Annotated in this window: 23 protein-coding genes; 22 read left to right on the top strand and 1 reads right to left on the bottom strand. The window is 47.1% G+C overall.

Going from position 1 to position 24243, the window contains the following annotated elements; translation table 11 throughout:
- Nucleotides 1-200: 200 nt before the first annotated feature.
- Nucleotides 201-1181, bottom strand: a complete 981-nt coding sequence (locus ACO0LE_RS00780) for an NADPH:quinone oxidoreductase family protein (RefSeq protein WP_422958515.1) — start codon at nt 1179-1181, stop codon at nt 201-203.
- Between the two features lie 108 nt (nt 1182-1289).
- Between ACO0LE_RS00780 and surE the strand changes: the two genes are divergently transcribed.
- The 22 genes from surE (at nt 1290) to trhA (ending at nt 24008) form a co-directional block, all read left to right on the top strand.
- Nucleotides 1290-2039, top strand: coding sequence for a 5'/3'-nucleotidase SurE (gene surE / locus ACO0LE_RS00775; RefSeq protein WP_422958514.1), 750 nt, complete (start codon nt 1290-1292; stop codon nt 2037-2039).
- Nucleotides 2036-2899, top strand: a complete 864-nt coding sequence (locus ACO0LE_RS00770; RefSeq protein ID WP_422958513.1) for a protein-L-isoaspartate(D-aspartate) O-methyltransferase — start codon at nt 2036-2038, stop codon at nt 2897-2899. The genes surE and ACO0LE_RS00770 overlap by 4 nt, the downstream gene beginning before the upstream one ends.
- A gap of 42 nt (nt 2900-2941) precedes the next feature.
- Nucleotides 2942-3907 (top strand): peptidoglycan DD-metalloendopeptidase family protein, encoded by a 966-nt coding sequence (locus tag ACO0LE_RS00765; protein WP_422958687.1) that lies wholly within the window; start codon nt 2942-2944, stop codon nt 3905-3907.
- A 93-nt stretch (nt 3908-4000) separates the two neighbouring features.
- Entirely contained in the window at nt 4001-5056 is a 1056-nt protein-coding gene (gene rpoS, locus ACO0LE_RS00760; protein ID WP_422958512.1) for an RNA polymerase sigma factor RpoS, read from the top strand.
- Nucleotides 5057-5224: 168 nt separating this feature from the next.
- Entirely contained in the window at nt 5225-6559 is a 1335-nt protein-coding gene (gene rlmD / locus ACO0LE_RS00755) for a 23S rRNA (uracil(1939)-C(5))-methyltransferase RlmD (protein ID WP_422958511.1), read from the top strand.
- A gap of 343 nt (nt 6560-6902) precedes the next feature.
- Complete coding sequence (gene ndk, locus ACO0LE_RS00750; protein ID WP_422958510.1) at nt 6903-7328, top strand: nucleoside-diphosphate kinase; 426 nt, start codon at nt 6903-6905, stop codon at nt 7326-7328.
- Between the two features lie 66 nt (nt 7329-7394).
- Nucleotides 7395-8552, top strand: coding sequence for a 23S rRNA (adenine(2503)-C(2))-methyltransferase RlmN (rlmN, locus tag ACO0LE_RS00745; RefSeq protein WP_422958509.1), 1158 nt, complete (start codon nt 7395-7397; stop codon nt 8550-8552).
- Nucleotides 8549-9349 carry a type IV pilus biogenesis/stability protein PilW gene (pilW, locus tag ACO0LE_RS00740; RefSeq protein ID WP_422958508.1) on the top strand — a complete coding sequence of 267 codons (801 nt, stop codon included), beginning with the start codon at nt 8549-8551 and terminating at the stop codon, nt 9347-9349. The genes rlmN and pilW overlap by 4 nt, the downstream gene beginning before the upstream one ends.
- Entirely contained in the window at nt 9342-10397 is a 1056-nt protein-coding gene (locus tag ACO0LE_RS00735) for a helix-turn-helix domain-containing protein (protein WP_422958507.1), read from the top strand. The genes pilW and ACO0LE_RS00735 overlap by 8 nt, the downstream gene beginning before the upstream one ends.
- 5 nt (nt 10398-10402) lie before the next feature.
- Nucleotides 10403-11671 (top strand): flavodoxin-dependent (E)-4-hydroxy-3-methylbut-2-enyl-diphosphate synthase, encoded by a 1269-nt coding sequence (gene ispG, locus ACO0LE_RS00730; protein ID WP_422958506.1) that lies wholly within the window; start codon nt 10403-10405, stop codon nt 11669-11671.
- 24 nt (nt 11672-11695) lie between these two features.
- Nucleotides 11696-13057, top strand: coding sequence for a histidine--tRNA ligase (hisS, locus tag ACO0LE_RS00725; RefSeq protein WP_422958505.1), 1362 nt, complete (start codon nt 11696-11698; stop codon nt 13055-13057).
- Between the two features lie 11 nt (nt 13058-13068).
- Nucleotides 13069-13752 carry a YfgM family protein gene (locus tag ACO0LE_RS00720; RefSeq protein ID WP_422958504.1) on the top strand — a complete coding sequence of 228 codons (684 nt, stop codon included), beginning with the start codon at nt 13069-13071 and terminating at the stop codon, nt 13750-13752.
- A 12-nt stretch (nt 13753-13764) separates the two neighbouring features.
- The gene (bamB, locus tag ACO0LE_RS00715; RefSeq protein ID WP_422958503.1) at nt 13765-14913 is read left to right on the top strand and encodes an outer membrane protein assembly factor BamB; all 1149 of its coding nucleotides are present in this window, start codon (nt 13765-13767) and stop codon (nt 14911-14913) included.
- Between the two features lie 8 nt (nt 14914-14921).
- Nucleotides 14922-16265 carry a ribosome biogenesis GTPase Der gene (der, locus tag ACO0LE_RS00710; protein WP_422956599.1) on the top strand — a complete coding sequence of 448 codons (1344 nt, stop codon included), beginning with the start codon at nt 14922-14924 and terminating at the stop codon, nt 16263-16265.
- A gap of 139 nt (nt 16266-16404) precedes the next feature.
- The gene (gene hfq / locus ACO0LE_RS00705) at nt 16405-16641 is read left to right on the top strand and encodes an RNA chaperone Hfq (protein ID WP_186946602.1); all 237 of its coding nucleotides are present in this window, start codon (nt 16405-16407) and stop codon (nt 16639-16641) included.
- Nucleotides 16642-16679: 38 nt separating this feature from the next.
- Nucleotides 16680-17804, top strand: a complete 1125-nt coding sequence (gene hflX, locus ACO0LE_RS00700; protein ID WP_422958502.1) for a GTPase HflX — start codon at nt 16680-16682, stop codon at nt 17802-17804.
- 52 nt (nt 17805-17856) lie between these two features.
- Nucleotides 17857-19146: an FtsH protease activity modulator HflK gene (gene hflK / locus ACO0LE_RS00695; protein ID WP_422958501.1), complete on the top strand. Its 1290-nt coding sequence runs from the start codon at nt 17857-17859 to the stop codon at nt 19144-19146.
- Complete coding sequence (hflC, locus tag ACO0LE_RS00690) at nt 19146-20045, top strand: protease modulator HflC (protein WP_422958500.1); 900 nt, start codon at nt 19146-19148, stop codon at nt 20043-20045. The genes hflK and hflC overlap by 1 nt, the downstream gene beginning before the upstream one ends.
- A gap of 112 nt (nt 20046-20157) precedes the next feature.
- Nucleotides 20158-21309, top strand: coding sequence for an ATP phosphoribosyltransferase regulatory subunit (locus ACO0LE_RS00685; RefSeq protein ID WP_422958499.1), 1152 nt, complete (start codon nt 20158-20160; stop codon nt 21307-21309).
- A 3-nt stretch (nt 21310-21312) separates the two neighbouring features.
- Nucleotides 21313-22626 carry an adenylosuccinate synthase gene (locus ACO0LE_RS00680; protein ID WP_422958498.1) on the top strand — a complete coding sequence of 438 codons (1314 nt, stop codon included), beginning with the start codon at nt 21313-21315 and terminating at the stop codon, nt 22624-22626.
- Between the two features lie 36 nt (nt 22627-22662).
- Nucleotides 22663-23208 (top strand): phosphoribosyltransferase, encoded by a 546-nt coding sequence (locus ACO0LE_RS00675; protein WP_422958497.1) that lies wholly within the window; start codon nt 22663-22665, stop codon nt 23206-23208.
- A gap of 182 nt (nt 23209-23390) precedes the next feature.
- The gene (trhA, locus tag ACO0LE_RS00670; protein WP_422958496.1) at nt 23391-24008 is read left to right on the top strand and encodes a PAQR family membrane homeostasis protein TrhA; all 618 of its coding nucleotides are present in this window, start codon (nt 23391-23393) and stop codon (nt 24006-24008) included.
- The last annotated feature ends 235 nt before the right edge of the window (nt 24009-24243 follow it).

Below are 24243 nucleotides of genomic sequence, written 5' to 3'. Positions count from 1 at the left end.
GTGAGGTGCTTTTTTATGGGGGATATTGATGCCTTGTGAAGTCAGCTAAGCGTGAAATAATCAAAGAACGAAATAATAAAACCGGGAGATAGGTTAACCTGACAGGCTGCCTGGTAATCCAGATCTCACTTTTGTGTAGTCCTGCTCTACTCTTGCTCCCAGTTCGCTAACTTACTAACAAACTTTAAGTTCATATGAACTTATTTTTCGGGTTGGATAACGACTTTACCCGTTACTTTGCGCGCCGCTATATCATTCAGCGCGATTGAGGTATCTTTTAACGCATAGCGACCAGAGATATGCGGTTTGATTTTACCTTCGGCTAACCAGCCCATCAGTTCGCGCATTGCTGCCATATTCGCTTTGGGTTCGCGTTTGGCAAATTCACCCCAGAATACGCCGACTAATGATGCACCTTTGAGTAGCGTCAGGTTTAAAGGTAGCTTAGGAATTTCACCGTTTGCAAATCCGATCACGAGATATCGTCCGCGCCATGCGATGGAGCGAAATGCTGGCTCTGCGTAAATGCCACCGACCGGATCGTAAATCACATCCGGACCTTTACCATCGGTGGCTGCTTTGATCGCTTCACGCAAATCTTCAGTGCTGTAATTGATGGTCAGATCTGCACCATGCTCTTTACAGATAGCCAGCTTTTCATCGGAGGAAGCTGCTGCAATAACGCGCGCACCCAATGCTTTGCCAATTTCTATCGCTGCCAGGCCGACACCGCCTGCCGCGCCAAGTACCAGCATGGTTTCGCCTGCTTTGAGTTGAGCGCGATCAACAACCGCATGATGTGATGTGCCATAAGTTAGTGTGATGGCCGCAGCGGTATCAAAATCCATACCGGGAGGCATAGGCATCACGGCCTGAGCAGGGGCGAGTACTTGCTGGGCAAATGCACCGTGTCCGATGAAGGCAATGACTTTGTCACCCACATTTATCTTGCTGACACCCTCACCGACGGCGCGTACAACACCTGAAAGTTCACTGCCAGGAGTGAACGGCAGCTCAGGTTTAAATTGATATTTATTCTGGATGATCAAGACGTCGGGAAAGTTAACGCCGGCTGCTTTGACATCAATGACAACTTGTCCGGCACCGGCTACCAAGTCCGGTAACTCTTCTACTACCAGCGTGTCGGGTAACCCCCAGGCTTTGCACAATACCGCTTTCATGTTTTTGTCTCCTGATTAAAATAGTACGGTCGTTTGATTTTATGATTATGCCGTAAAAAACTACTTGTTGTCTGATTTTACAAAGTTGCATCGGTTAAAATGTTCATCATGAAAATTCTGATCAGTAATGACGATGGTTACCTTGCGCCCGGCATCATTGCCCTGGTAGATGCTTTATCCTCGATCGCAGAGGTTACCGTAGTAGCGCCGGATAGTAACCGTTCTGGCAGTTCCAACGCGTTGACGCTGGATCGTCCCCTGTCTGCCTATCGTGCAGCTAATGGTTATTATTTCGTGAATGGTACGCCTTCAGATTGTGTTCATATCGCTTTGACGGCAATCATGCAGACCAGACCCGATTTGATTGTATCTGGTATCAATCAAGGGCAAAACATGGGTGACGATACCTTGTACTCTGGTACCGTTGCCGCAGCGACTGAGGGGTATTTGTTTGGTATTCCCGCAATTGCGTTCTCCCAGGTGGAAAAGGGCTGGTCACATCTCGATTCTGCGGCAAGAATCGCGCGTGAGATGATAGAGCAAGGTTTTCCGACTTTGAGTCAGCCGTTTTTGTTGAATGTGAATATTCCTAATCTGGAATATGCGCAGATCAAGGGAGTTAAGGCTGCTAGATTAGGAAAGCGTCATACGTCTGAACCAGTGATCAAAGCACGTGATCCACATGGCCGGGATATCTATTGGATCGGTCCACCAGGTATGGCAAAAGATGCTGGTGAGGGAACCGATTTTTATGTCACAGGGCAGGGTTATGTATCACTGACGCCGTTGCAAATTGATTTAACCAATATGCGCCAATTGGCTCAATTGCAAAGCGAATTCGGAGCTGGCGAGATATGAATAAGGACGGCAAACGCTTCCCTCTCGGCTTGTCCTCGGTCGTTGATCCGCCAGGTAAAGCAACAAGCCGGCCTGCACATTCTCCGAAGACGGCCACGCAGCAAACGGCAATGCAAAACGCGATGACGCATGGGCCTGTAAAAAAACAATTTGCTACTGGTCAGCCGATGTCTGAAGGTAACATCCGTCAGAATAAAATCACACCCGAATCATCTCGTGGCAGTCCGTTGGTGTCGGACGCTGTGCGGCGTGCGATGGTTGCCCGGGTGGAGCAACAAGGCGTCAAGGATCAGCTTGTGTTATCCGCGTTAGATGCAATACCAAGACATCTCTTTGTACAGTCAGGGTTGGCTAGTCAGGCTTATATTGATGCCTCACTTCCTATCGGTCATCATCAGACTATTTCACAGCCGTATATTGTCGCTCGCATGACTGAAATTATGCGTGACGGCGGCGCTTTAAACCGTGTGCTGGAAATTGGTACGGGCTGTGGATATCAGGCTGCCGTATTGTCGCTGGTGGCAAAAGAGGTGTTTTCTATCGAGCGTATAAAAGCTCTGCATGAGCTGGCGAAAAACAATCTGCGACCGATGCGAATTGCGAATATTCGCTTGCATTACGGCGATGGCATGCTCGGATTGCCTCAGGTGGCTCCGTTTGACGGTATCATTATGGCTGCCGCAGGAATGGAAGTGCCCAAAGCGCTGCTGGAGCAACTGACAATAGGTGGTCGTTTAATTGCTCCCGTCGGTGGCGCCAGGCAAGTTCTGCAATTAATTCAACGTACGGCGAAAAATGAGTGGAAAAGTTCTGTACTGGAACACTGTCATTTCGTCCCTTTGCACCAAGGCGTGATCTGATCTCGAAGCGCGCATGTTTAATCAAGTGAATTAGTAATGAGTATGAAGAAATTAAAATTAGTCGCAGGATCAATTTTGCTGGCATTGGTCTGTGCCTGTAGCACTACGCCAAATAATGCCCCGGTGGTTGAACGTGGCACTGATAACAGTAATTCTGATACCTTAAAAGGATCGGCAACGGCTTCGACTAAACCGGTCGCCAAACCGGTGGATACCCGCAATACTTACATCGTTAAAAAAGGCGACACTTTATTTCGTATCGCCTTGGATCACGGTCAAAGTTACAGCGATATCGTGACCTGGAATAATCTTAAAAATCCGAATGACATCAAGGTTGATCAGGTACTACGCGTAGCGCCTCCTGATGGTAGTGCCACAGTGCAGACCGGTGCCGTCATTGCTAGCCCTGGCGTGGAGGCCCGACCTTTATCATCGGTGAATCCGTCAACGAATAAAACCTCTCCGCGTGGCGATAAACGACCTTACTCCGAAGCGACGCTGGCCGATATGCAAAAATCAGATGTGTCAAATGCAGCCCTTGCTTCTGTCGTTCCGCCAGTCCTTGCTAATGTTCCAAAAACCGAAGTGACGACTCCATCTAAGCCGGCTGATGTGATTCCAGTGCCTGCCGATGGTGAGGCTGTTGACTGGATGTGGCCAGTAGATGGTAAAGTCATTGCGGGCTATGACGAGGCTAAAAATAAGGGCTTGGATATTTCAGGTAAATTGGGGCAGGATGTCCTGGCCGCAGGTGCCGGTAAGGTCATGTACGCAGGTAGCGGGATACGCGGTTATGGTAATCTTGTTATCATCAAGCATACCAACACCTTGCTTTCGGCTTACGCGCATAACAAAGCGATTTTAGTTAAAGAGGGTCAGGCGATTAATAAGGGGCAAAAAATCGCAGAAATGGGAAATTCAGATAGCGATGCGGTCAAGCTGCATTTTGAAATTCGCCAGCAAGGTAAACCGGTTGATCCATCAAAATTTTTGCCGCGTCAGCAGTAAGAGTGTGTGATGTCAACATCTGTCGATCAACATGGTTCCGGTGAGTCTGCTAACCATCATTAAAATAGGATAAGTCGTTTTATTAAATCAACTATGCCGAAAACTTCTTCCAAGCATCAACTGCAATCGACTGAAATAGATGAAGATCAGGAGCGCCGCGTTGATGTAGCGACTGAGCAGTTGGCTGTACCCTCAGACTTCTCTGAAGACGAGGGTGACGAAGTCCAGGATAATCAGGATGGACAAAACGATAATCCTGTTTCATTAATCGTCGCACCGATTGATGAATTAAAAACGGTGCTGGCTGCGGAATTATCCACTGATACGACGCAACATTATCTGAATCAGATCGGCACGCGACCACTGTTTTCCGTCGCAGAAGAGCTGCATTACGCGACCTTGGCGAAGCAGGGAAATTTTGAAGCTCGTCAAAAAATGATTGAGCATAATTTGCGTTTGGTTGTCTCGATCGCCAAGCACTACATCAATCGCGGAGTGGCTCTGCTCGACATGATCGAGGAGGGTAATCTCGGTCTGATGCATGCCATCGATAAGTTTGAACCTGAGCGTGGCTTCCGTTTTTCTACTTATGCCACCTGGTGGATACGCCAGAGCATTGAGCGCGCCATCATGAACCAGGCGCGAACTATTCGTTTGCCGGTGCACATGGTCCGCGAACTGAATCAAATTCTTCGTGCAAAATATCATCTTGAGTCACAGCAGCATGATGGGCGTGATGCCGCACTGGAGGATATTGCGCATCTGGTGGACCGCCCGATTGATGAGGTGCAGGATATTCTGGCGTTATCAGAACACGCAACTTCACTTGATACGCCGCTCGATAATGATCCGCAGTCTAGCTTGATGGATATGTTGCCTGGCGACAGTGAGGATACGCCTGATATTCGCGCAGAGCATCACGAAATGACGATTCTGGTACGTGACTGGCTGTCTAAATTGCCGGATAAGCAAAGAATTGTGATTGTGCGCCGTTTTGGTCTGGATAACGATGATCCAGCTACTCTGGAAACCTTGGCCGATGAAATGGGTATTACGCGTGAGCGTGTGCGCCAGATTCAGCAAGAGGCGCTGATTAAGCTGAAGCGCTCATTTGCCTCGCGTGGCGTAGGCAGGGATGCTTTATTGTAGTTGTGACTCCGTTTGTCAGCCTCTTTATTCACCTGTTTTTTTTTGCCTGCGAGGGGTCTTGATGCAAATTCTCTGCATCAATTGCGGGTGACCAGTCAGATTCTCTTATAATCCCGCTTTCTGAATATTTCCTAATCTGCATGGCATGTATGTCATGTATTGTTCAATATGAAAACAATTAATATCCGCTCCCTTGATATGGACGCCCGCGGCGTTGGCCATATTGAAAATGAAGACGGCAGTCCTGGTAAAGTTGTCTTTGTCGAGGGAGCTTTGCCAGGCGAAGAAGTGGGCTTTCAAACTTTCAGGAAAAAACCAAGCTGGGAAGCTGCAACGATGACGCAACTGGTGCACGAATCTTCACAAAGGGTGAAGCCTAAATGTGCCTACTTTGGTCTGTGTGGCGGTTGCTCTATGCAACATCTCGATGCCAGTGCGCAGGTTGCAATGAAGCAGCGGGTGCTGGAGGACAATCTCTGGCATCTCGGTAAGGTTAAAGCAGATACCATGTTGCGCCCAATTTATGGCCCCACGTGGGGATATCGTTACCGTGCTCGTTTGTCGGTGCGTAATGTGCAGAAAAAAGGTACCGTGCTGGTCGGTTTTCACGAGAAAAAATCCCGTTACGTCGCCAATATGGAGACTTGTGAAATACTGCCGCCGCATGTCTCCGCAATGTTGATGCCGCTGCGCGCCCTGGTCGCAAGTTTGTCTATTGTTGATGAGTTACCGCAAATTGAACTTGGTATCGGCGAGGGCGTGACTGCGATGGTCTTGCGCATCATGGCGCCTTTGAGTGCTGACGATGAGGTGAAATTACGGGTGTTTGCAGATCAATATGCTGTTCAGTGGTGGCTGCAGACAAAAGGTCCGGAGACCGCAACGCCGTTTTATCCCGAGCAAAGCGAATTGCATTATCTGTTGCCAGAGTTTGGGATTAAGATGCCGTTTAAACCGACCGATTTTACGCAGGTCAACCACCATATCAACCGCGTATTGGTCGAGCGCGCCTTGCGTATGCTGGATGTTCAGGCAGATGAGCGGATTGCAGATTTGTTCTGCGGTCTGGGTAATTTCACTTTGCCCATTGCGACGATGGCGAAAGAGGTTGTTGGTATTGAGGGAAGTGATACCTTGACTGAGCGCGCCCAAGAAAATGCGCTGGCGAACGGATTGCATAAATCAACCTCATTCAGCACGCGGAATTTATTTGAAATTACGGCGCAAGATTTTGTTGCTCTAGGTAAATTTGATCGCTTCCTGGTCGATCCACCTCGCGACGGCGCGATGGCGGTATGTCAGGCTTTGATTGATTTGGGTGATATTGCTCCAGAGCTGAAGCCTAAGCGGATTGTCTACGTCTCATGCAGCCCGTCTACTTTGGCAAGAGATGCTGGCATGTTAGTCAGTCAGGCGGGCTATAGACTGAGCTTTGCGGGCGTCGTTAATATGTTTCCGCATACCTCCCATGTGGAATCGATGGCAGTTTTTGATTTAATTTAATTTCGCTATGTTGTTTATACTGAGGGGTGTATGTTTTTAATGCGCTCTATTATTTTGCGTGTTTGACATATATTTTAAGCATACTCCCTCTATTTCGAAAAAATCTTCTGCATCTTGGCGCTTTTTATAAGCGCTTGGCTGAGTTCGTTAGTTTAGCGTAGCCTGTGTTCAGATATCTTTTGCATGAAAGACTTGCAATTCATGTCAATAAAGAAAATAATTCTCAATAGTAATAGCTTTCATTGACAACTTACCTAGCTATTGCTGTTTCGTGATAAAATCTAAGGTTAGATGAATTCTTGAAATTTTGTCTTAACCCTTTCATTTTATTGGAGTTTTTTAGATGGCTATCGAACGTACATTGTCTATTATTAAGCCTGACGCAGTTGCAAAAAATGTGATTGGTCAAATTGTCGGCCGTTTTGAAGCAGCTGGTTTGAAAGTAGTTGCCGCTCGCCTGACACAGTTGTCACGTGCTGAAGCAGAAGGCTTCTATGCAGTTCATGCAGCTCGTCCGTTTTTTAAAGATCTGGTTGATTTCATGATCTCCGGTCCAGTTTTTGTGCAAGCGTTGGAAGGCGAAGGCGCGATTTTGAAAAATCGTGATCTGATGGGTGCAACTGATCCTAAGAAGGCAGAAAAGGGCACAATCCGCGCTGATTTCGCTGAATCCATCGACGCAAATGCAGTACACGGTTCCGATGCAGCTGAAACAGCGGCTGTCGAAATCGCTTACTTCTTCCCTGCGTTGAACGTGTATTCACGTTAATCGTTTTATTGCAACGTCGCCTTGTATTTGCCTGATTGCAGAGGCAAGGCGTGAAAGAAGATGTATATGACGGCACTCACCAATTTGTTGGATCTGGATCCTGCTCAACTTATCGCTTACTGCGGTGAGTTGGGTGAGAAGCCGTTTCGTGCGAAACAATTGCAGCGCTGGATACACCAGTTTGGTGCCAGTAATTTTGAAGAGATGAGCGATCTCGCTAAATCTCTTCGTGAAAAATTATCAACACGTGCCTTTATTGCCGCTCCCGCCATTATCAGCGACCATACCTCAACGGATGGGACGCGTAAGTGGTTGTTGGATGTAGGGCAGGGTAACGCGGTTGAAACCGTATTTATTCCAGAAGAAAATCGCGGTACTTTGTGTATTTCTACCCAGGCTGGTTGTGCGGTGAATTGCCGCTTTTGTTCTACTGGTAAGCAGGGCTTTAATCGTAATTTGAGTGTGGGCGAAATTATTGGCCAGTTATGGATGGCTGAATTTTTGTTGCGCCAGACCAAAGGCATTCCGCCCGGGCCCAAGGGTGAGCGTCAGATTACTAATGTTGTCATGATGGGGATGGGTGAGCCTCTGTTGAATTTTGAGCCGACTGTCACGGCTCTGCGTTTGATGCTGGATGATAATGCTTATGGCTTGTCACGTCGCCGTGTTACGTTGTCGACTAGTGGCGTAGTACCCATGATTGATAAGTTGTCTCAAGAGTGTGCCGTGGCTTTGGCGGTGTCTTTGCATGCGTCGAATGATGCCCTGCGTGACAGCTTGATTCCTCTAAATAAAAAACATCCTTTGCAAGAATTGATGGCCGCATGCAAACGTTACCTTGAATTCGCGCCGCGTGATTTCATTACCTTTGAGTATTGCATGCTGGATGGTGTTAATGATACGGATCAGCATGCGCGCGAATTGCTGCAGCTGGTTAAAAATGTGCCTTGCAAGTTTAATTTGATTCCGTTTAATCCTTTCCCAGAGTCTGGCCTGAAGCGCTCGGCTAATCCACGTATCAAGGCATTTGCTCAGGTGCTGATGGATGCAGGTCTGGTGACGACAATACGTAAAACGCGCGGTGATGACATTGATGCTGCATGCGGGCAGTTGGCAGGTGAAGTGCAGGATAGGACGCGTGTTCAGGAGCGCATGCAAAAAATGGCGGAATACCAAACCAAGTTCGGTAAAAATTTTGGCAAGATCGTGGAGATCACTCAGTGAAAATTTTTGGATTGCACTACCGTGTTTTATCTGGCGTGTTGTTGGCGCTGATTTTGTCCGCATGTGCAAGCAAAAAGCTTGAGGGATCATCGCAAGAATCGACGCCTAGCCTGGAAAAGGCGGAGCTGCAGAAGCGAGCAGCAATTCGTATGCAGTTGGCGATTGGCTATTATCAGCAAGGTCAACAAAAGGTCGCACTGGACGAGATTCGCCAGGCTTTGCTGGTTGAGCCGGACTTGGTAGATGCCTATAGCGTCAGAGCACTTATTTTTATGGATATGGGCGAAAAGCAATTAGCTGAAGATAATTTTCAGCATGCATTAAAGCTGGCGCCGAATAATTCAGACATCGCAAATAACTACGGTTGGTTTCTATGTAATAACGGCCACGAAAAGCAGGCGATGCCATATTTTGAGCGTGTCATTCTAGACTCTAGCTATCCTACCCCTGCCAAGGCGTTGAATAATGCCGGGGTTTGTGGTTTGCGTTTGAAGGATCTGGTCGCGGCTGAAAAATATTTCTTAATGGGTTTCCGTGCAGACCCGGCTAGCTTGACGATCAATGCCAATCTGTCCAAGGTGTACTACGACAGAGGCGAATATGAGAAGGCGAAATTTTACGTTAATCGTGTACTGAAGGACGAAGTCTATACGGCTGACGTCTTGTGGCTTGCAATCAAAGTAGAAAATAAGCTCGGTGATCAGTCTGCCGTCAGCGGCCTTGGCACGCAATTGCGTCGACGTCATCCGAACTCTAAAGAATATTTATTATTCCAGCGCGGGGCTTTTGATGAGTGATGCAGGGTTGAATTTGTCAGTGGAACAATTGAATACCTCTGCGGTTACCGAAGATTCCGAACAAAAAAATCACGCCGCCCCACAAACTGCGGGTGCGATGCTCACTGTAGCAAGATCGCAAAAAGACTGGACTGTTCAGCAAGTCGCTGAGCAATTGAAACTGTCTGCGCGTCAGATTGTCGCTCTGGAGGCAAATCAGTTCGATGCTTTGCCTAAAATGGTGATTGTGCGTGGGTTTATCCGCTCCTATGCTAAGTTGCTGAAGATTGATGCTGAGCCGATACTCGCGAAATTACCTCAGGAGTCGGCTTCTGTTGCTGAATTTCCTCATTTGCGACCTGCATTGACGACCCCTTTCCTTGAGTCTAAATTGCCTTTGATGGGGCGCCAGGATCCGACTAATAGTAGATATATTTGGGGTGCGGTTGTATTGGCTATATTAGCGGCGGGTTTTTTTGCCGTTCAAAAACTTGAGCACACTGGCTTAATGCAAAAATTGTTATCTCATCAACTAGCTTCTGCGCCTGAAACTGTGGCCTCAAATGTTTCTGATTCGGCAGAATTGATGGCAGCCTCACCTGTTCCGGCAATTCGCGTCAATTCTGAAAAGAATACAGAAGCGGCTGCTAGTACTGTGGATAAAGAACCTGAAGTGTCCAGGCCAGTACCTGTGTCTGAGCAGGTTGCCAGCAATCCTGCAGTAGTTCCGCAGACGCTTGCCCAAGCGACGCCTTTGGTTGTTTCTACAGCCAGTCAACCTGTTGTATTGCCTGCGCCAGTCGCGAATAATTCTGCTGCACTGGAGCAGTCTGTAAATCTGATGAAATTTAAATTTCGTCAGGATTCGTGGATACAAATTAAGCGTGAAAATGGCACGGTTGTCACATCGCATCTCGCTAAAGCGGGTACGGAAGAGAGCTTCGATGTAAAAGAAGCTTTGCAGATCAAAATTGGCAATGCCGCCGGCGTTGACGGTACACTGCGCGGAACGTCTTTGAATATTGCTGCGACTAAAGAAAGCAATGTTATTAATTTGAATGTGAAGTAAATAGTATGACTGTTTCTTTCTCTGGTATCTCATCTGGTCCTTTGTCTCGTCGTGTCAGTCGTGCTACGAAAATTGTGTATGGCGCTCGAGAAGTCATGATCGGAGGCACTGCGCCTGTAGTGGTGCAGTCCATGACGAATACGGATACCGCTGATGTGATTGCTACAGCGATTCAAATTAAAGAACTTGCAAGAGCCGGTTCGGAGCTAGTGCGTATCACTGTCAATAATCCAGAAGCTGCAGCCGCTGTACCAGCGATACGTGCGCAATTGGACAAAATGGAAATCGACGTGCCATTGGTGGGTGATTTTCACTACAACGGTCATACGCTCCTGAAAGACTTTCCTGAGTGCGCCAGAGCCTTATCCAAATACAGAATTAATCCGGGTAATGTCGGGCAGGGTGCCAAGAGAGATACACAATTTGCGCAGATGATAGAAATGGCCTGTTTCTATGATAAGCCCGTCCGGATTGGTGTTAATTGGGGTAGCCTGGATCAGGCTCTGCTGGCGCGCATCATGGATGAAAACGCGCAACGTGCTGCCCCATGGAGCGCCCAAACTGTGATGTATGAGGCCTTAATTACCTCGGCAATCGAAAACGCACAACGTGCAGAAGAGCTGGGTCTTGCGGGCGATAAAATTATTTTGTCTTGCAAAGTATCTGGCGTGCAAGATCTTGTCGCAGTGTACCGAGAGTTGTCTAAGCGCTGCGATTATCCTTTGCATCTGGGCTTAACTGAGGCCGGCATGGGAAGTAAGGGGATTGTCGCCTCAACCGCTGCATTGTCGGTTTTGATGCAAGAGGGTATTGGCGACACAATACGAATTTCTCTGACACCTGAGCCAGGCGGTGATCGTTGCAAAGAGGTGATTGTCGGGCAGGAAATTTTGCAGACAATGGGTCTGCGTAAATTTACGCCTATGGTGATCGCATGCCCTGGTTGTGGTCGCACGACATCAACCGTTTTCCAAGAACTCGCAGATAGCATACAAACCTTTTTACGTGATCAGATGCCCGTCTGGAAGAAGCAATATCCGGGCGTTGAGAATATGAACGTTGCTGTAATGGGATGTATCGTCAACGGTCCCGGCGAGTCCAAGCACGCAAATATTGGCATTAGTTTGCCAGGCACAGGCGAGTCGCCAGCGGCGCCGGTATTTATTGACGGTGCTAAGGCGATGACCTTACGTGGTGAACGTATTTCAGAAGAATTTCAGGCGATTGTGCTGGATTACGTAAAAAATAATTACACGCCAAAGACGGTGCTTTGAAAAATATTAATTAGGCAGTGAAGAATGTCAGAGAATAAAAAACCAGAAAAAATTGTCGGCGTTAAGGGAATGAATGACCTCTTGCCGACCGACGCTCCGCTGTGGGAGTTATTTGAAAATACAGTGCAATCGGTATTGAAAAGTTATGGCTTCCAACAAATACGTACGCCTATCGTTGAGCCAACAGCTTTGTTTGCACGCGGGCTTGGTGAAGTAACAGATATCGTCGAAAAAGAAATGTATTCATTTGAAGATGCAATGAATGGCGATAAGTTAACATTGCGCCCCGAGAATACTGCAGGCGTGGTGCGTGCCGCACTAGAGCATAACCTCACTTACGAAGGTCCGAAACGGTTGTGGTACAACGGCCCGATGTTTCGCCACGAAAAGCCGCAACGCGGACGCTATCGTCAATTTCATCAAGTGGGTGCTGAAGCTTTAGGTTTTAGTGGTCCGGATATCGATGCTGAACTCATTATGATGTGTCAGCGCCTCTGGGATGATCTCGGTTTGCAAAATGTCCGTCTTGAACTTAATTCAATCGGTGATGCCCAAGAGCGTAATCTTCATCGCGCCGCACTGATCGCGTATTTCGAGACAAACAAGGAATTGCTGGATGCCGAAGCCTTGCGTCGCCTGCATAGCAATCCTTTACGTATTCTTGATACCAAAAATCCGGCAATGCAGGACATGGTGAACGCGGCACCAAAATTGCTGGATTATCTGGGTGCTGAATCGTTGGCGCATTTTGAGGGCGTGCAAACAATCTTGCGCGATAACAGTATTCCCTTCACGATTAACACGCGATTAGTGCGTGGAATGGATTATTACAATCGGACGGTTTTCGAGTGGGTAACTGATCAGCTAGGATCGCAAGGTACGGTTTGCGCGGGCGGCAGATATGACTCATTATTCGGTATTTTCGGTGGCAAGCCCACACCTGCATGCGGCTTTGCGATGGGTATTGAACGCTTGCTTGAATTGATGAAAGAATCCGGCGAAGCTCATGCGCCCGCACAATGCGACGTTTACCTTGTGCACCAGGGAATTGCGGCTCAGGCGCAATCTTTTGTTTTGGGAGAGCGTTTGCGCGATGCGGGCTTAGATGTTGTGTTACATTGCGCAACGGCGAGCGGAGTAGGTAGTTTTAAATCGCAGATGAAGAAGGCTGACGCCAGTGGTGCTGCTTATGCTGTCATCATCGGAGAAGATGAAGCCTCCGCAAATACGATTGTCGTGAAAGCAATGCGCTCCAACGATATGGAAAATAATCAGGTCAGTGTGCCGTTTGATACGGCAGTCGATTATTTAGTTGATCAAATTACAGGTGTTGACGATGCAGATCATTGCTGCGACGACCCGACACATATTCATATTCATCATTAGACTTACATAACATGGCATACGATCTCGAAGAACAAGAGCAATTAGACACGCTCAAAGCATGGTGGAAACAGTACGGTAATCTGGTTACCTGGTTGCTGGTGATTGCATTGTCGGCATACGCAGCGTGGGCTGGATGGACCAGCTACCAGCGCAATCAGTCGAATCAGGCATCGCAACTCTATGATGAAATGCAGAAGGCTGTTCAGGCCAAAGATAATGCCAAAGTTCAGCGTGCGGCAAACGATCTTGTTGAGAAGTTTGCTAAAACACCCTATGCCGCAATGTCCGCACTGACTGCTGCTAAAAGCGCCTTTGACGCAAATGATGTCAAGGCCGCCAAGACGCAATTGCATTGGGTCGTTGATCACAGTAGTGTTGATGAATATAAGAGTATTGCCAAGATTCGTCTTGCAGGTCTTGCTTTAGATGAAAAAGCTTACGATGAAGGTTTGTCTCTGCTGTCCGGCGACTTCCCTGCGGAATTTGCTGGCGACGTCGCTGACAGAAAGGGCGATATTTATCTGGCTCAAAATAAAACGACAGAAGCGCGTGCAGCTTTTCAAACGGCGCTGGATAAACTCAAAGAAAAAAATCCTGGCCGTCCGTTGATTCAATTGAAGCTGGATGCTCTTGGCGGTGCCGAAGCAAAAGTGGCGAGCACTACTGGCGCTGCAAGCAATTCCACAAGCAAATAATAGGAGTAGTTCATGCGTTTTTCTGGCAAATTGCTGGCTTCATTGACGTTGCTTACATTGGCAGGCTGTTCATCGTTGAATCCATTTGCAAGCAAGGCGGAAACAAAAAATGTTCCTGCAGTGCTGCAAGATTTTAAAATCAGTATGGCGGTGAAAACTCTGTGGTCTAGTCCGGTTGGTGCAGCAGGAGACAGCGTGTTTACCCCGATCCAGATTGGCTCTGATGTATACGCTGCGGCCGCTGATGGTTCTATCGTTAAATTAGATGGAGTAAGCGGACGTCAGATATGGCGTGTGAATGCCGGTACAGGACTGACTGCCGGTGTAGGAGCGAGCGCAACGACAGTAGCTGTTGTCGGAAAAAAAGGTATGTTGTTTGCGTATGACACAAGCGGAAATTTGCGTTGGAAAGCCCAGGCATCAAGTGAAGTATTGGCATCGCCCGCGGTAGCGAAAGATGTAGTTGTCATCAGAAGTATTGACAATAAAATCGCGGCGTATGATATCGAAACTGGTGTGAAAAAATGGTCAGTTGAGCGTCCGTTACCTATCCTGACTTTGCGTATTATTCCTGGGATTGCAATTGCTGAGCCTGCTGCGATTGTCGCTTTGCCTGGCGGGAAGCTCGCTTCTTTTTCTCTGAATAATGGTGGTTTGCGTTGGGAAGTAGCTGCTGCAGATCCTAAGGGCGCAACTGAGCTTGAGCGTATTGTTGATGTCTCAGGCACGCCTGTGGTTGCGGGTACTGATGTGTGTGTCGTTGCATATCAAGGACGTGTCGGTTGTTACGATATTGCAACAGGTACGTCACGCTGGGCAAAGAATTTATCTAGCGAAGTTGGGGTCAGTGTCGATGAACGCTTCGTCTTTGCTGCAGACAATGCGGGTGCAGTTTCCGCTTATGCCCGCTCCACCGGATCCAGCGCTTGGCGTAACGACAAATTGGCTTATCGTCGGTTGTCCGCCCCTATTTCTTTTGGTCGATCTGTCGCCGTTGGTGATGGTTCTGGCTTTGTCCATTTTCTTTCAAGAGAAGATGGTTCTTTTATCGGTCGTATTAGTACCGATGGCAGTCCTGTTCTTGCCGCGCCTATTGTGGCTGGCTCGAATCTGATTGTTCAAACCAAATCTGGGGCAGTGGTTGCGTTGGCAACCGAGTAATACTAAAAATGAAGCCGGTTATTGCACTTATAGGTCGACCTAATGTCGGCAAATCCACGCTGTTCAATCGGCTTACACGTTCTCGCGACGCACTCGTAGCAGATTTGCCTGGCTTAACCAGAGACAGGCATTATGGCGAAGGGCGTATGGGAGAGCGACCATTTTTGGTGATCGATACAGGTGGTTTTGAGCCTGTCGCCAAAGAAGGCATCATGCATGAAATGGCGAAGCAAACTAAGCAAGCTGTCGCCGAAGCAGATGTGGTTATTTTTATCGTTGATGGTCGTCAAGGTTTGACGCCGCATGATAAAACCATTACTGATTTTTTACGTAAATCAGGCCGTTCAGTCATGTTGGTGGTCAACAAGGCTGAGGGAATGAAATATAGCTCGGTCACCGCTGATTTTTATGAGCTTGGACTCGGTGACCCGTATGTCATTTCAGCAGCGCATGGCGATGGCGTTCTTGACCTAGTAGATGAGTCGCTCAATATCGCTTTCGCGCAGCGTCCACCGGAGTTAGAGGAGCCTGATGATGTTGTCAGAGGCATCAAAATTGCGATAGTCGGTCGTCCCAATGTTGGTAAATCTACCTTGGTTAACACTTTGCTGGGTGAAGATCGCGTCATTGCATTCGACATGCCCGGCACTACGCGGGACTCAATTGAGATTCCTTTTGAGCGCGATGGTAAGCACTATACGTTGATAGATACTGCCGGCATTCGCCGTCGCGGCAAAGTGTTTGAAGCGATCGAGAAATTTTCTGTAGTGAAAACCTTGCAATCGGTCTCTGAGGCGAATGTGGTCTTACTGTTGCTAGATGCGCAGCAGGATATTTCTGAGCAAGATGCGCATATTGCCGGCTTTATCCTTGAGTCTGGACGTGCTCTCGTGGTGGGTGTCAATAAGTGGGATGGCTTGCAAAGTGATCGTCGTGATGAGATTAAGCTCGACATTGAGCGTAAATTGAATTTTCTGACTTTTGCGAAATTTCACTTTATTTCGGCATTAAAGTCGACAGGTATCGCACCGTTGTTGAAGTCAATTGATGCTGCTTATGCTGCCGCAATGGCGAATTTGTCCACGCCGAAACTGACACGTGCTTTGATTGAGGCTGTTGAACATCAGCAGCCAAAACGTAAGGGATCGATTCGTCCAAAGCTGCGCTATGCACATCAGGGCGGTCAAAATCCGCCGATTATCGTGATTCACGGGAATGCTCTGGATTCAATTGGTGATGTGTACAAACGCTATTTGGAAAAACATTTCCGTGAAACGTTTTCTTTGACGGGAACACCATTGCGTATCGAAATGAGATCAGGAAAAAATCCATTCTCAAAATCCGAAAAATAAAATTCATCCGGATGCTGTAAGTTGTTTCATGCAGCATCTTTGAAAATAGATTACAGTTACAAGGTAATCAACTATTGGGACTCTTGAACTTTTGCAATGTGTCCCCAACTCCTGATCACAACAACATATTGGAGCTGTTATGAGTAATAAAGGGCAACTTTTACAAGACCCGTTCTTAAACGCACTTCGTAAAGAACACATTCCCGTATCCATCTATCTCGTGAATGGTATTAAATTGCAGGGTCATATTGAGTCGTTTGACCAGTATGTCGTCCTGCTACGTAATACTGTGACACAAATGGTCTATAAGCATGCCATTTCTACTGTTGTTCCTGCTCGTGCAGTCAGCATCAACACTGAATCAGAAGCCGAGTAAATTTCCAGGCGGTTATTTTTGAAAAAATATTGTTTTCTATGCGCGCCGCATTAATTGGCGTGGACTTCGGCAAAGATGATTTCGCCGCAAGTTTAGAAGAACTCTCTCTGCTCTCCCAATCTGCCGGAGCAGAGCCGATCACAACCATCACTTGTAAGCGCTCAAGCCCGGATGCCGCGTTGTTCGTCGGTTCCGGTAAAGCGGATGAAATTGCTGATGCAATTCGAGATGCTCAGCTCGACATCGTAATCTTTAATCATGCATTGTCTCCGGCTCAGCAAAGAAATCTGGAGCGCCATCTAAAGACCAGGGTGATTGACAGAACCAGTTTAATTCTCGATATTTTTGCTCAGCGTGCTCACAGCCACGAAGGTAAAGTACAGGTTGAGCTGGCACAATTGCAACATCTGGCAACGCGATTAATTCGAGGCTGGACCCATCTTGAGCGGCAAAAAGGCGGAATTGGCTTGCGTGGTCCGGGTGAAACCCAGTTGGAGACGGATCGTCGTTTGTTAGGTGAGCGAGTCAAGGCCTTAAAAGCAAAAATGGAGAAGTTACACAAGCAACGTGAAACCCAGCGACGCTCGCGTGGACGAAGTAATACTTTTTCTGTTTCTTTGGTCGGTTATACGAATGCAGGTAAATCAACTCTGTTTAATTCGTTGACAAAAGCCGGTACCTACGCAGCGAATCAGTTATTTGCAACTCTTGATACTACGTCGCGCCGTCTATACCTTGGTGACGCAGGGAATGTTGTTATATCTGATACCGTTGGATTTATCCGGGAATTACCCCACCAATTAGTCGCTGCATTTCGCGCAACTTTGGAAGAAACGATTCATGCAGATCTGTTGCTGCATGTGGTTGATGCGAGTAGTCCGGTGCGACTTGATCAGATTCAACAAGTCAATCAGGTATTGAAGGAAATTGGAGCTGATCATATTCCCCAGCTTCTGGTGTGGAACAAGATTGATCTGGCTGGCTTAGAACCGAATTTAGAGCTGGGTGAGTATGATAAAATTCAAAGAGTTTTTCTGAGCGCACAAACCGGTGCCGGGATGGATTTGTTGCGGCACGCAGTGGCAGAGTTGGCGAAGTTAGATGCATCAAAAAGAATTAAAACACCGCAAGTCGCTGAATTGGACGACGCGCGTTTTGCTTAGGTTCTGAACTTTCTTAGTAGTTCAACTCACTATTTCAATGGATAGCGACAGAATGCTGGTTTCACTTCTTAAAAGAATTGGTTTAACTATGTCTTTGAACGACCCTCAATGGGGACGCGGTTCGCAAAACAATAACCAGAACAAAAAAAAACCGCCTGAAGGTCCCCCTGACCTTGAGCAGCTTTGGCGCGATTTTAACGAGCGCATCAGTCGTTTGTTTGGTCAGAAAAATGGCGATAACAACGATGGCGGCGGTGGTTTTACCCCCGATGCGGCCGGGGCAAAAATGGGTGTTGGGATTGTTGTCGCGGTTCTGGCATTCATCTGGCTGGTTAGCGGATTTTTCATTGTCCAAGAAGGTCAGACTGGTGTAATTACAACATTCGGCAAATACAGTCACTCTACAATGTCAGGATTTAACTGGCGTTGGCCTTATCCTATCCAGGCTCACGAAATTGTTGACGTGTCTCAGGTCCGTACAGTTGAAGTTGGCTACCGTTCGAACGTAAAAAACAAGCAGCCTAAAGAAGCTTTAATGTTGACCGATGATGAAAATATCATCGATATTCAATTTGCCGTGCAGTACAAACTCAAAAGCGCTTCTGACTGGTTGTTCAATAATCGTGATCAGGAAGAAATGATACGACAGGTTGCAGAGACTGCAATTCGCGAAATTGTTGGTAAAAGTAAGATGGATTTTGTTTTGTATGAGGGGCGTGATAAGGTCGTTCAAGATGTCAGTGTCTTAATGCAGCAAATCCTTGAACGTTATCAGGCTGGGGTTCAGATAGCTAATGTGACTATGCAAGGCGTCCAGCCGCCAGAGCAAGTGCAGGCGGCATTTGATGATGCGGTGAAGGCGGGACAGGATAAAGAGCGTCAAAAAAATGAAGGACAAGCTTACGCAAATCAGGTGATTCCAATTGCCAGAGGCGAGGCGTCTCGCATGTTGCAAGAATCTGAGGCATATCAGTCTAGAATCGTCGCAACCGCTGAAGGTAATGCATCTCGTTTTAAACAAGTATTGGCTGAGTATCAAAAAGCGCCGGCTGTGACACGTGATCGTATGTATCTGGAAACGATGCAACAAATTTTCTCCAGCACGACGAAAGTGATGATGGATGCAAAAGCGGGAAATAACATGATTTATCTTCCTTTAGATAAATTGGTGCCCGGCACGGAAGCGTCTGCCGCAGGCAAAGCAGTCCCGTCATCAACTACGACGACTCCGGCGGCACCTACTCCGCCGGCGACAGAGCAAATTCCTACCGTTGAGTTACGATATAGTAAAGATGGCAGATCCCGTGATAGCCGTGACTCCCGTGATCGGGAGGTACGATAATGAATAAATTATTTTCTTCTTTATTCGCAGTTGTCGTGGCAATTGTTGCTGCCTACTCAACGATTTTTGTCGTCGATCAAAAATCATATGCGATAGTATTTGCTTTAGGCGAAATGAAAGCGGTTATTAGTGAACCTGGTTTGCACTTTAAATTGCCACCACCGTTTCAAAATGTTCTGTTCCTTGATAAACGTATTTTGACGATTGATACGCCGGATGCTGATCGTTTTATCACGGCAGAGAAGAAAAATATTTTGGTCGATGCCTATGTCAAATGGCATATCACAGATCCTAAACTATACTTTGTGAGCTTCAAAGGTGACGAGGGTAAAGCGCGTGACCGGCTGTCTCAAATAGTGAAAGCGGCTTTAAACGACGAAATTACCAAGCGAACTGTGCGTGAGGTTATTTCTGGTGAGCGCGGAAAAGTGATGGAAGCTATCCGCAAAAAAGTCACAGAAGAAGCGAAGCAGATTGGCGTGGAAATTGTTGATGTGCGCTTAAAACGTGTTGATTACGTCGAACAAATCAATAACTCTGTTTATGATCGCATGAAAGCTGAACGCACTCGCGTGGCAAACGAGTTGCGCTCCACTGGTTCTGCTGACTCTGAAAAAATCAGGGCAGATGCAGATAAGCAAAGAATTGTAATTTTGGCGGAAGCGTATAAAGAAGCGGAAAAAATGCGTGGTGCTGGTGACGCAGAGGCTTCTCAAATTTATGCTCAGGCGTTTGGCCAAAATCCGGAATTCTATAAATTTTACAGAAGTCTTGAGGCTTATCGCGCAAGCTTTAAGACAAAGAATGACGTGATGGTTGTGGATCCTAACTCTGAATTCTTTAAATACTTTAAGACACCTGGCGCAGGTACTGCTGTCAGTGCTGGAAAATCTAAGTAGTAAGTAGCTTTACATATACAACGTAGGTTGCGTTATTTGCAAAAATAGCGTGCCTACGTTTGTCACGTATAAAGTTTGATTATTTGTTGTTTTTGTTTTTGATTGCAAGCTCATGCCAAATTGGCTCTTACCTGAAAATATTGCGGATGTTTTGCCATCCGAGGCACGCAAGATCGAAGAGTTGCGACGCGTATTACTGGATAACTTCCGGATCTATGGCTATGAGATGGTGATGCCACCTCTGCTCGAATACATAGAATCCTTGCTGAGTGGTGCAGGCCAGGATATGGATTTACGTACCTTTAAATTAGTCGATCAATTGTCTGGCCGCACCATGGGTGTCAGGGCCGATATGACGACACAGGTGGCGCGTATCGATGCACATTTGCTGAATCGCATATCTGTTACACGTTTGTGTTATGCCGGTAGTGTTCTTCATACCCGCCCGTCTGGTTTGCATGCTACACGTGAGCCCATTCAAATCGGTGCGGAAATTTACGGACATGCCGGATTGGAGGCGGATGCTGAAATCCAGGAGCTGGTGCTGGCTTCGCTGGCTTTGGCTAATATTTCAGAAGTCAGGTTGGACCTGTGCCATGTTGGCGTACTAAGGTCTTTGCTGGAGAGCGACCCTCTGGCGAAAAAACATGAATCGAGTTTGTTTGCTTTATTGGAATCTAAAGATTTGCCTGCTTTAGAGCAAATTTCTCAAGATTTCAATCCTGTTGTCAGGCAGGCATTGCTTGAGTTGCCAAGGTTGTATGGCGATATAACTGTCATTGAACGCGCGCGTGGGGTGCTGCCGTCATTGGCAGGTATTGCTACGGCTCTGGATGAGTTGGACTATCTGGTTAAACTAGCCGGCAATGCTAAAGTAACGATAGATTTAGCGGATTTACGAGGCTATCATTATCACAGTGGCGTGATGTTTAATGCATTTGTTCCCGGTCTGCCGAATGCCGTTGCACGCGGTGGTCGCTATGATCACGTCGGTGAAGCATTTGGTCGTGCCCGCCCAGCGACAGGTTTCTCACTGGATTTGCGTGAATTGGCACGTTTAATGCCATCCGCCGAGCGTAAAGATGCGATTCTGGCGCCTTGGAGCCAGGATCCTGCTTTGCGTCAAAAAATTAGTGAGCTGCGTCAAAGTGGAGAGGTTGTTATTCAAAGTTTGCCGGGTCATGAGAGCGAACAGGACGAATTTGACTGCAATAGGGCAGTCGCATTTGATGGTAGTCAATGGATTATTAAAAGCGTAGGTTAAGTGATGTCTCAAAATAAAATCGCAAAAAATGTCGTTGTTATTGGTACTCAATGGGGCGACGAGGGCAAAGGGAAAATTGTTGACTGGCTGACGGATCATGCGCAAGGCGTGGTGCGCTTTCAGGGCGGCCACAATGCGGGTCACACCTTGGTGATCGGTGGCCAAAAAACGGCTTTGCAATTGATCCCGTCAGGCATTATGCGTGCAGGAACTGCTTGCTATATCGGGAATGGTGTTGTGTTGTCCGTCCCGGATCTTTTGCGTGAAATTGACAAGCTGCAGGCAAATGGCGTTGAGGTAGTGTCTCGGCTGAAAATCTCAGAAGCATGTCCAGTCATTTTGCCTTATCACACTGCTCTGGATGCGGCACGTGAGGCGGCTCGTGGTGCCGGAAAAATCGGCACAACAGGCAAAGGTATTGGTCCTGCCTACGAAGATAAAGTCGCTCGTCGCGCCATTCGCGTCGCGGATTTGTTGAATGCAGAACGTTTCGCTGAAAAATTAAAAGAGAATCTGGACTACCATAATTTCGTTTTGACGAATTATCTGAAGGCACCTGCCGTTGATTTCCAGAAAACGCTGGACGATGCTCTGGCAAATGTACCGCGTATTCGTCCTATGGTTGCCGACGTGTCGAGTGATCTTTATGCAGCCTACAAAAACGGTGCCAGTCTATTGTTTGAAGGCGCGCAAGGTAGTTTGCTGGACGTTGATCATGGTACTTACCCGTTCGTGACATCAAGTAACTGCGTGGCTGGTAATGCTGCTGCTGGTTCTGGTGTCGGTCCCAACATGCTTCATTATATTTTGGGGATTACTAAAGCCTATACGACGCGCGTTGGTTCCGGTCCATTCCCATCAGAATTGCCAACAGATCAGGGTGTGGGCAAACATCTTGCCAGTGTAGGTCATGAGTTTGGCACTGTGACTGGCCGTGCACGCCGTTGCGGTTGGTTTGATGCAGCATTGTTGAAGCGTTCTGTTCAGATTAACGGTGTTTCTGGTATGTGTCTGACGAAGCTTGATGTGTTAGATGGTCTGGAAACCTTGAAATTATGTACAGGTTATACCGTAGATGGTAAAGCGGTAGATATCTTTCCGGTTGGTGCAGAAGAGGCCGCCCGTTGTGTGCCAGTCTACGAAGAGATGCCAGGTTGGACAGAGACGACAGTTGGCGCAAAATCGATGGATGCATTGCCATTGAATGCGCGCAACTATATCGAGCGTATTGAAACTCTGGTTGGCGTACCTGTTGATATGGTGTCGACAGGGCCGGATCGTGAAGAAACCATTGTTTTGCGTCATCCATTTCTATAAATAATTTATACAGTAAATAAGGCTAGGGGAAGTAACATGACGTTGCCAGCTTCAACAGAAAAAGACCTTTGGGTTTCTTGGGATGCGTATCATCGCTCCATCGAACAGTTGGCTTTGAAGGTATATGAGTCCGGCTGGAAGTTTGATCAGATTTTATGCCTGGCACGCGGTGGCCTGCGTCCGGGTGATGTCTTTTCTCGCATTTTTGATGTGCCGCTAGCGATTCTGTCCACCAGCTCTTATCGTGAAGATGCTGGTACGGTTCAAGGTCAATTGGATATAGGAAAATACATTTCAACGACTAAAGGTACATTGCAAGGCCGTGTGCTCGTCGTTGATGATCTGGTTGACTCTGGTGTCACATTGGAAAAAGTTCTACATCATTTACGTGAGAATTTCCCGGGTGTGACAGAGGCAAAATCTGCAGTCATTTGGTACAAGGCATGCTCGTCGGTAGAGCCGGACTTTTATCTCGATTATTTGGCAAGTAATCCTTGGATACATCAACCGTTTGAAGAATACGACAGTATTCGACCGCATCAGTTGAATGCCTGGTCAAAAAAAGGCGAAACGAAAGAGTAATAGATACGGGAGCAGAGAAATTTGCTCCCGTTTTTTATTTTATGGATGATAAATATCGTGAACGCTCTTTTGATCTGCATCTTCGTCTCCAGACGAGATTGAAGATTGTTTAATCTATGATGTTTTATCGTTGTATCGAGTCTTGAAAATAAGATGTAATTTCTGCAAAAGGTGATTTTGACATGCATTACGGTGAACGTTTTAATAGTATTACCCATACCGTAGGTGCGGCTCTGGCGGTTGTGGGTGGTGCAGTATTAATTGTTTTTGCTGCAAAGTCGGGAGATCCTTGGAAGATCGTTAGCTTCAGTATTTATGTAGCGTCTTTACTGATTCTTTATCTTGCTTCTACGCTTTATCACAGCCTGCGGGGCGCCGCCAAAGATGTGTTTCGCAAGTTCGATTATTGCGCTATTTATCTGCTGATTGCGGGTAGCTATACGCCTTTTACACTGGTCACGATGCGTGGTTCCTGGGGATGGGCGCTTTTTGCTGTGGTGTGGGGCCTGGCCTTGATAGGAATTGTTCAGGAGCTCTGGTTTGCTAAAGGTGCTCGTATTTCATCGCTGATTATTTATATGATGATGGGATGGCTTGCGATTATTGGCGTGAAGCCTTTGCTTGCAGCATTAGGTGTGCCCGGTTTTAGCTGGCTTGCTGCTGGGGGGCTGTTCTACACGCTGGGGATAGGATTCTATGCGACGGATCATAAAGTCAAACATGGTCATGGTGTCTGGCATCTTTTTGTCTTGGCTGGTAGTGTGTGCCATTACATTGCCGTTTTATTTTATGTTGCTTGAGCTCATGATGTATTTGGAAATGTTTTTATATGATGTGACGCAAAGGCGTCATATTCATTCCATAGAATAGATGTATCTGAGAACGTGAGTAGGATTAATGATGAGCTGATACAGGTCGCAGTTCTTTAAGACTATCTGGCTAAAATCAAACTGACGTGGAGATCTTTAACAAAGAATGTCGTAGAATTTAATTGAACGAGCAGAGTTGTATAGCAAAAAGCCTCGTTGACGAATC

This window comes from Undibacterium sp. Xuan67W, from assembly GCF_049340165.1.
In the GTDB taxonomy this organism is placed as follows: Bacteria; Pseudomonadota; Gammaproteobacteria; order Burkholderiales; family Burkholderiaceae_D; genus Undibacterium.
Note: the sequence above shows the minus strand (reverse complement) of the source record. Positions and strands in the feature narration are given on the sequence as shown.